The sequence below is a fragment of the Mycobacterium sp. genome (assembly GCF_049281135.1).
Classification (GTDB): Bacteria; Actinomycetota; Actinomycetes; order Mycobacteriales; family Mycobacteriaceae; genus Mycobacterium.
Map to the genome: position 1 here is coordinate 1 of NZ_JBAPRN010000740.1, position 8109 is coordinate 8109.

The following is an 8109-nucleotide window of genomic DNA, read 5'->3' on the forward strand; positions in this document are numbered from 1 at the left end:
GGGATAAGCCCAGGTCAGAAGGTTGCGGTCGACGCTGCGATATGTTCGATGAAGAGCTCTGTTCGTCAACCAGCGACCGGAGTGTTGCAACGAGGGGATTTTTCACGTGTCTGACCATCCGCACGACGCGAACGCCGGCGGCCGCGGAGACCATCCGACGACCGAGTTTCCGCCACACCAGCCGCCACCGCCGCCCGCCGCCGAACCGGCGACCCGGGTGTTCGCCGGGTTCCGCACCGAACGCCGGTTCAGTGACAACGCCACGCAGAACGCACCTCTGCCGCAGACACGCGTGGAACCGCGGGCCTGGGCGGAGACGCCGTACCAAGGACTTCCGCGAGTCGTCGAGTCCGGCGATGCGCCTCGGCGGGTTTACGGCAACTACGGGGGCCCGCCGCCGTCGGGGGACACCGGACATCCGCAACCGAACTTGCCGCCGTCGCGCTACCCGGAGCTGTCCACCAGCACCCTGCTGCGCCAGGTCAAGCCGCCGCCATCAGAGGGCTGGCGGCGGTGGCTGTTTCGCCTGTCGGGGCAGCTGATCAACGTTGGCGAAAGCCCGCGAACGATGCGGTACAACGACCTGACCGTCCAGGTGAACCGGCCGCTGCGGGGTTGCTACCGCATCGCGATGCTCTCGCTGAAGGGCGGCGTCGGCAAGACCACCATCACCGCGACGCTGGGCGCGACCTTCGCCTCGATCCGCGGCGACCGGGTGGTGGCCGTCGACGCCAACCCCGATCGCGGCACGCTGAGCCAGAAGGTGCCGCTGGAAACACCGGCCACCGTTCGGCACCTGCTGCGCGACGCTGAGGGCATCGACCGCTACAGCGACGTCCGCAGCTACACCTCGCAGGGGCCCAGCCGTCTGGAAGTGCTTGCGTCAGAAAGCGATCCGGCAATGTCGGAAGCGTTCAGCGCTGACGATTACGCGCAGACGCTGGAGATCCTCGAGCGGTTCTACGGTCTGGTGCTGACCGACTGTGGCACAGGGCTTTTGCATTCGGCGATGACGTCGGTGCTGGACAAGGCCGACGCCCTGGTCGTGGTCAGCTCGGGCTCGATCGACGGCGCGCGCAGCGCCTCGGCCACGTTGGACTGGCTCGACGCGCACGGCCACGAGGACCTGGTCAGCAATTCGATCGCGGTGATCAACGCGGTGCGGCCGCGGTCAGGCAAGGTCGACATGCAAAAAGTGGTCGATCATTTCTCGCGACGCTGCCGCGCAGTGCGTTTGGTGCCGTTCGATCCACACCTCGAAGAAGGCGCCGAGATCGACCTGAACCGGCTGAGGCGGGAGACCCGGGAAGCGCTGATCGAGCTGGCAGCTGTTGTCGCAGAAGGTTTTCCGAGCGATCAGCGCCGATCCAACGAGCACTTCATCTAGCCCTGCGACGATTCGGGCCGAACCGGCCCGGGGAGGATCGGGACAATCAGGCTAGGAACGCGGGTTGTTGTCACCGTGGGTCAACCGCCACAGGAAGTCCGGATCGTCGTCGGGTCCGATGACGCGGCTCTTCGGGCGGTTGATCTGTGAACGGGCCGCGCGCCACCCAACGTAGAGAACCGTTGCGACAATCAGGGCCAGCAGCACGTACAGCACTCAACACCTCCTTGGTCCGAATATACGCGGCGACCTAGGCTCGCAGTGTGTCAAACGGACAGAGCTCCGCCGGCCGCGCAGTCGTCAGCGTTGTGTTGTACGTGGCGGCCCGCCTGGTGTTGGTGATCGCACTCACCGCGGTGATCTATGAGACCGGCCGAGGCCTTGGCGTACATGATTTCCCGCTCGTCGTCGCTCTGCTATTCGCGCTCGTCATTGCGATGCCGCTGGGGATGTGGCTGTTCGCTCCGTTGCGACGCCGGGCCACTGCGGGCATCGATGCCGCCACCGAACGCCGTCGCCACGACCGAGCGCAACTTCGGGCTCGACTGCGTGGTGAGACCTCACCCGACGACGGCGCCGACACCTCGGGCTGAACGCCAGTGTCAATGTTCCTTGACACGTCTTGAGTGTCAAGTTATCTTGACGCTTGTGAGTGAGTTGCCCGACCTGTCGCCAAACTCCGCCGCCGATGCCGCGGGCAGCGCCGACCCGGCTGAGGGTTTGCGTTCGGTGCGCGCCCTGCAGCGTTTGCAGGAGCGGTTAGAGGCCATCCACGTCGCCAATGCCCGCGAGCAGGGCTGGAGTTGGCAGGCCATCGCCAACGCATTGGGCGTGAGCAGGCAGGCGGTGCACCAGAAATACAACCGGAGGAGATGACCAATGGCGTTCGAGAGGTTCGCCCGCAATGCCCGGGTCGCGGTCATGCTGGCTCAGGAAGAGGCCCGCGAACTGTGCGACCGTGAAACCGGTTCGCGGCACTTGCTTCTCGGTATCCTGCAGACTGCTCGCGGGGACCTCTCGTCGGTATTGACGGAATACGGCTTGACCGCCGAGGTGATGCGGGCCCGGTTGGCCGAAACATCAACTGGCGATAAGTCGTTCGACGAGGATGCCGAGGCACTCAGCACTATCGGCATCGATCTGCGGGCGGTTCGCGACAGCGTGGCCCGCACTTTCGGCGCCGACGCTTTCGACAACGCACTGTCCCGTTCGGGTCGCCGCCGTAGGCGGCGAGGGCATATCTCGTTCAGTCACGATGCCAAGAAAGTCTTGGAGCTGGCGCTACGAGAAGCATTGGCGCACAAGGACGACGAGATCCGCTGCGAACATCTGCTGCTGGGCATCCTGCGAAGCGGCGATCGAGCGGCCATTGCCTTGATCACCGAGCACGTCTACACCGCGCAGCTGCGCGCAGCGGTCCTCAAGCTGCTGGATAAAGCCGCGTAGTTCGCGGTTCCGTCACGCGGTACCACGTCTCATCCGGGATAGCCCGCAACGATTACCAGGTTCGATGTCGTGGAGTCGTGGCGCAAACCAACCACGGCTTGGTATTCGTCGGAGTCATACCAGGCTCGCGCGAGCTCCTTGTTTGGAAACTCGATGATCACCGTTCGGGTGAAGGGCCAGCTCCCCTCGACGGTTTCCACGTCCTCGTCGAGGCCGACCACCTTGGCGCTGAATTTGTCGAAGATCTCTTGGTGCCCGGCAGTTTCATAGCTGTGGTAGCCATCCCGATCGTTGATCGCGATTTGCACGACGACGAACGCATTGACTTCGGGCATGAGCGGCCTCCTTGGTCGGTGCGTCCCTACGCAGGCAACATTAGCGTTCATTGAGTATGTGTCAATGAGTATGGCTCTACGAGTTTTCTTCGTTGAGTTGTGCTCACCCGTTCTCTGGGCGCACGATCGACCAGTGACCGGCCACAACGCCGCATTGACGCCGCGACCCGCAACGCAACGGCAGGCGCAGGCTGAACTGACGCGACGCAAGCTTCTCGAAGCTGCTGTCGAGCAGTTTTCGGCCCGTCACTTTGACGACGTCGCCACCAGCGACATCACCGAAACCGCAGGTGTAGCCCAGGGTCTGCTATTCCACTACTTCGAGAACAAGCGCGGTATCTATCTCGAGGCGCTGCGCGACGCGGCCAACAGGCTGAACGCCGCCACCACGCCGCCGTCCGGTGATGGTTCTCCCGGGAAGCAGTTTCGACAGATGTTGCGCGCCCACCTCGAATACCTCAGCGAGCACGACGAGCTGGCGCTGCGATTGGTCCTCGGCGGCAGCGGCGGCGACCCCGAAGCGTGGCACATCTTCGATCAGTCACGCTGGCACACCATCGAATGGACCTGCCAGCTACTCGAACTCGACATCGCCCGCCCGGCGTTGCGATTGATGCTGCGCTCCTGCGCGGGGGCCCTCGACGAGGCCACCACGTACTGGCTCAAAAACGAGCGGCCGTTTGATCCAGGCGCGATGGTGGAAGTGGTCGTCGAACTGCTCGTCACGTCGCTACATTGCGCGGCCCGACTCGACCCGCAGCTCGACGTCGGCAACGCTGTCGCGAAATTGGCCGACCGATAAGCGCCGCTCACGCCGTCAGCGTCAACGCGGTTGCCATCGCGATCGACCAGACCAGCATGGTCAGGCCGGTATCGCGCAAGACGGGGATCAGCTCGGGTCCGGTCCGCCCGGTGCGCACCGGAGCCGCGGCCCGCACCGCCAGCGGAGTGGCCACCAATCCGGCCGCACACCAAGGCGTTGCGGCTGTCAGCGCCAGCGTGAGAATGGCGGCGACGGCCAGCAACGCCTGGTACAGAATGCGTGTTCTTTTGTCGCCCAGGCGCACCGCCAACGTGATCTTGCCGGACTCCCCATCGGTCGGGATGTCTCGCAAGTTGTTGGCTACCAACACCGCCGACGACAACGCACCCGTCGTCACCGCCAACGCCAGACCCACCCAGTCGACCCGCAGTGCCTGGGTGTACTGGGTGCCGAGCACCGCGACCAGACCGAAGAACAGGAACACCGCGACTTCGCCGAAGCCGGCGTAGCCGTACGGTCTCGAGCCGCCGGTGTACAGCCACGCACCGGCGATGCACAAAGCGCCGACCGCGATCAGCCACGGCGCACTGGTCAGCGCGAGCGCCAGTCCGGCCACCGCGCCGACCGCCAGGCTGGTCAGCGCCACCGTCAGCACTGCCCGAGGCGTCGCCAGTCGCGAACCGACCAGGCGCACCGGCCCCGCCCGGTTGTCGTCGGTGCCGCGGATGCCGTCGGAGTAGTCGTTGGCGAAGTTCACCCCGACGATCAGCGCCAGCGCGACGGCCAGCGCAAGCAGCGCCTTCCACCAAACCGCGGCGTGCAGCCAGGCGGCGGCGCCGGTACCGGCGATCACCGGTGCGATTGCGTTGGGAAGTGTTCGCGGTCGCGCGCCGGCGATCCACTGCGCAAGACTGGCCACCCCCCGATCGTTCCATGCGCGTGCACAAGAATGATCACCGTGCCCGCCAACGACGATGCAGAGCAACAGAGCGATGTGGGGGCACGGCCCCCTCGCCGCTCTGCGACTGGGGGGACCCCCACCCGCTTGCGGGGGAAGGAGTGGCGTAGATGCTGGGAGTGATTGGCGGCAGCGGCTTCTACACCTTCTTCGATTCTGCAGCGCGCAGTGTCAACCTGGACACGCCCTACGGCGAGCCCAGCGCTGCGGTCACGGTCGGCTCGATCGGGGAGCACGAGGTGGCTTTCCTGCCCCGGCACGGCGCCGACCACCGGTTTCCGGCGCACAAGGTGCCGTACCGGGCCAACATGTGGGCGCTGCGAGCGTTGGGAGTGCGGCAGATCTTCGCCCCGTGCGCGGTCGGCAGCCTGACGACCGATCACGGGCCGGGCGCCATCGTGGTGCCTGATCAACTTGTGGACCGGACTCGTCGTCGCGCCGACACCTACTTTGACTCCGGCGCGGCGCACGTGTCCTTCGCCGATCCCTACTGCCCGACGCTGCGCTCGGCGGTCACCGGCCTGACCGAGGTGGTCGACGGCGGCACCATGGTCGTCATCGAGGGGCCGCGGTTCTCCACCCGCGCGGAGAGTCAATGGTTCGCCGCCGCTGGGTTCACGCTGATCAACATGACCGGTTACCCGGAGGCGGTGCTGGCCCGTGAGCTCGAAATCTGCTATGCGGCAATTGCTTTGGTGACCGACCTGGACGCCGGCATCGAAGTGGGCGGCGGGGTGAAAGTTGACGACGTGATCAGTGAATTCGCGAAGAACATCGAGCCGTTCAAAAATCTCGTGCGCGAAGCGATCGGTCGGGTGGACACCGAACATGCCTGTACCCAGTGCCTATCGCACGCCGGGGTCCCGCTTCCGTTCGACGAGCCCTGACAGCTCAGCCGGTCTTCGCTTCGCGCTTGCGCTCCTCGTCGGGGGCCGAGCGGGGCGGCCGGCCTTTGCGCAGGGTGTCGATCAGTTCCCGATACGGCCCGACCAGGTAGACGGTGTCGTCGGCGTGCAGCCGGGCGTCACGGCGGGGGTGCAGCTTGACCAGGCCGTTGGATGTCACGATCGCGATGACGCGGGCTTGACTGGACATCTCGAACATGCGCAGTCCGTCGAGTTCGCTGCCGGCGGCCACCTGCATTCCGCCGACCACGAATGAGTTCTGACCCACCGAGAAGGTGCCCAGCACCTGCAGGCCGATCGCCGCGCCGATGAACCACGGTGCGGCCAGTTCGACGGTGGAGCGCACGTTCTCAAAGCCGAACCGCTGCGCCACCGCGAAGCCCAACGCGCGGTCGTAGACCCGTAACACCAGTGGGATATCGGTCCAGTGCTCTCTGGTCGCAGTCCTGCGGCCCAGCATTTCGGTCAGCACGATGCCGGTCTCGATATTGATGATGTCGTCGCGGGTCAGCACCGCGACCGCGCGGGCGCGATCTACCCGCGCGGCCTGTAGCGTCTGGCGCAAGGTGCCATCGCCGAAGACGACCGGTACATCAAGATCGCGCACCGCCGACAGGAAGCGGTTGTCCTCGTTGCGCTCGATCACCGCGACGTCGTAGCCCGCCGCGGTCAGGTCGCTGACCACCCGCATGCCGAGACCACTGAGCCCGACCACCACGATGTGGTTGCGCAGATGCCGCACCCGGGGGCGTGCCGACGCGAAAACGAAACGGCGCGAGAGCAATACGTCGGCGACGAACGAGACCAGCAACGCGGTCGTGGTCACGCCGCTGAACATCAGCAGCGTGGAGAACGTGCGCAGCCAGGTGGGTTGGTCCACGAAGCTGAAGTCGCCGTAGCCGGTCGTGGTCATCGTTTCGACCGTGAAGTAGAACGCGTCGACCCAGCCCATCCTGGGCGGGGGACGATACCCGAACCGCAAGATGATGGTGGCGCTGATCAGCACGACCAACGTCGCCGCGAAGACCGGGTAAAACGTCGGGTTGACGTCGTTGAGCACGCCGCGGACGGCGTCGACCGCACGCCGTAACAGCGGCCGCCGCGAGCGCGCTCGCGTCGAGCGTGGGACCTTGATGCCCTGGGCGGCGAGCTCGTTGCCGGTACCGATCATCATCGTCCAGTCACCGGCGTGCACCCGCTGATCGCGACCAGGACATATCTCCAGCTCACCGGGGTTGGCTGAGTCGTTACCGCGGATGACCGCCACCGGCGGCAGGTCGCCGTAGAGTTCGCGCAGGGTCGCTTCGCGCGATGCTGTTTTGCCCGCGACGACAAAGTTCATTCCGGCGGCATCGAAATCATGGGTGGTCTGCGACAGGCAGGCCTCGACCACCGCCGGCGCGGCGAGATCGGCGACGTCGAGGATCGCCCCAGGACCGTTGTCGTTGTTGACCGCTTCACGCAGCACATCGTTGGCGACCCGCGACACCACGCGTAGATTCGGGTTGGCTTTCCTTGCCAGCAAAGCGATTTCAAGATTTACCGCGTCGTCGTCACCGGCGCAGACCACCGCGAGCGCATGGGAGACGTCGGCCAGGGTGAGCTCGCGGGCGACGCCCGCCTCGGATGTCTCCCCGGCCGCCATCCGGACCACCGTCGTGCCCGCGCGTTTCAGCTCGTCGGCGATTGTGGTCGCCAGCGCATCGTCACCGCTGACAATGATGTGGCGATGCATCTTCTCGTCCGTTGCTCAAAAGCCCGACCGATATCGAATACTCGATGACGTCAGGCCGGTTCATCAGGGCATTATGTCATCCGGTGTGAGCGGCGCCGCGCATAAGTGTCGCTAGGACAAGCTGTTTCCGGTCAACCGGACTAGCGCCGACCGGTCCACCTTGCCGATGCCGCGCATCGGCAGCGCGTCGACGATGTGCATCTCACGCGGCGCGGCGGTGTGGTCCAGGGTTCGCATCACGTGCGCACGCAGCGCGTCGAGTGAGGGTGCGGCGCAACCATCGGCCACCACGATGGCGGCGGCCACCCGCCGGCCCAAGCGTTCGTCGGCCAGTCCGAACACCGCGCAGTCGGCTACTGCGGGATGGGTCCGCAACGCCGCCTCGACCGGCTGCGGCATCACCGTCAACCCACCGGTGCTGATCGCGTCGTCGACTCGGCCGAGCACGCTGAGCACGCCCGAATCGTCAACGACACCAATGTCGTCGGTGCGGAACCAGCCCGGCTCGGCGAACGGGTCGGGGTCGGGTGCATTGCGATAGCCCGTGGCCAGCGTCGCGCCGCCGAGCACGATCCGGCCG

The 8109-nt window shown here is 65.8% G+C and carries 11 protein-coding genes; 6 read left to right on the top strand and 5 right to left on the bottom strand.

The genetic code is table 11. The features are described from left to right. The first annotated feature begins 106 nt into the window (after positions 1-106). Positions 107-1387, top strand: coding sequence for a MinD/ParA family ATP-binding protein (locus WAN02_RS29455; RefSeq protein ID WP_422268920.1), 1281 nt, complete (start codon positions 107-109; stop codon positions 1385-1387). A gap of 51 nt (positions 1388-1438) precedes the next feature. Here the strand turns inward: WAN02_RS29455 and WAN02_RS29460 are convergent, their stop codons facing one another. Next, a complete protein-coding gene (locus WAN02_RS29460; RefSeq protein ID WP_422268921.1) occupies positions 1439-1603 on the bottom strand; it encodes a hypothetical protein in 165 nt (54 codons plus the stop codon). A 47-nt stretch (positions 1604-1650) separates the two neighbouring features. On the opposite strand from WAN02_RS29460, the gene WAN02_RS29465 reads away from it, so the two are divergent. The 3 genes from WAN02_RS29465 (at position 1651) to WAN02_RS29475 (ending at position 2833) form a co-directional block, all read left to right on the top strand. After that, on the top strand, positions 1651-1980 hold the full coding sequence (locus WAN02_RS29465; protein ID WP_422268922.1) for a DUF4229 domain-containing protein: 330 nt from the start codon (positions 1651-1653) through the stop codon (positions 1978-1980). A gap of 64 nt (positions 1981-2044) precedes the next feature. Further along, a complete protein-coding gene (locus WAN02_RS29470; protein ID WP_422268930.1) occupies positions 2045-2263 on the top strand; it encodes a helix-turn-helix domain-containing protein in 219 nt (72 codons plus the stop codon). Positions 2264-2266: 3 nt separating this feature from the next. Further along, the gene (locus tag WAN02_RS29475; protein ID WP_422268923.1) at positions 2267-2833 is read left to right on the top strand and encodes a Clp protease N-terminal domain-containing protein; all 567 of its coding nucleotides are present in this window, start codon (positions 2267-2269) and stop codon (positions 2831-2833) included. Positions 2834-2862: 29 nt separating this feature from the next. Here the strand turns inward: WAN02_RS29475 and WAN02_RS29480 are convergent, their stop codons facing one another. Next, complete coding sequence (locus tag WAN02_RS29480) at positions 2863-3168, bottom strand: DUF1330 domain-containing protein (RefSeq protein ID WP_422268924.1); 306 nt, start codon at positions 3166-3168, stop codon at positions 2863-2865. A gap of 133 nt (positions 3169-3301) precedes the next feature. Here WAN02_RS29480 and WAN02_RS29485 point away from each other — a divergent pair, with 133 nt between their 5' ends. Then, a complete protein-coding gene (locus WAN02_RS29485; protein ID WP_422268925.1) occupies positions 3302-3970 on the top strand; it encodes a TetR/AcrR family transcriptional regulator in 669 nt (222 codons plus the stop codon). Positions 3971-3977: 7 nt separating this feature from the next. Here WAN02_RS29485 and WAN02_RS29490 read toward each other — a convergent pair whose 3' ends face one another. Then, positions 3978-4850: a 1,4-dihydroxy-2-naphthoate polyprenyltransferase gene (locus WAN02_RS29490; RefSeq protein WP_422268926.1), complete on the bottom strand. Its 873-nt coding sequence runs from the start codon at positions 4848-4850 to the stop codon at positions 3978-3980. A gap of 149 nt (positions 4851-4999) precedes the next feature. On the opposite strand from WAN02_RS29490, the gene WAN02_RS29495 reads away from it, so the two are divergent. Continuing rightward, positions 5000-5776: an S-methyl-5'-thioadenosine phosphorylase gene (locus tag WAN02_RS29495; RefSeq protein WP_422268927.1), complete on the top strand. Its 777-nt coding sequence runs from the start codon at positions 5000-5002 to the stop codon at positions 5774-5776. A gap of 4 nt (positions 5777-5780) precedes the next feature. Here the strand turns inward: WAN02_RS29495 and WAN02_RS29500 are convergent, their stop codons facing one another. Beyond that, positions 5781-7529, bottom strand: a complete 1749-nt coding sequence (locus WAN02_RS29500) for an NAD-binding protein (protein ID WP_422268928.1) — start codon at positions 7527-7529, stop codon at positions 5781-5783. Between the two features lie 111 nt (positions 7530-7640). Further along, the coding region (locus tag WAN02_RS29505; RefSeq protein ID WP_422268929.1) for an AMP-binding enzyme at positions 7641-8109 on the bottom strand (469 nt) is incomplete at its 5' end.

Excerpts from the sequence above, each read along its gene's own strand:
- WAN02_RS29495 (WP_422268927.1), top strand. The coding sequence starts at position 5,000 with ATGCTGGGAGTGATTGGCGGCAGCGGCTTCTACACCTTCTTCGATTCT.
- WAN02_RS29480 (WP_422268924.1), bottom strand. The coding sequence starts at position 3,168 with ATGCCCGAAGTCAATGCGTTCGTCGTCGTGCAAATCGCGATCAACGAT.
- WAN02_RS29500 (WP_422268928.1), bottom strand. The coding sequence starts at position 7,529 with ATGCATCGCCACATCATTGTCAGCGGTGACGATGCGCTGGCGACCACA.
- WAN02_RS29475 (WP_422268923.1), top strand. The coding sequence starts at position 2,267 with ATGGCGTTCGAGAGGTTCGCCCGCAATGCCCGGGTCGCGGTCATGCTG.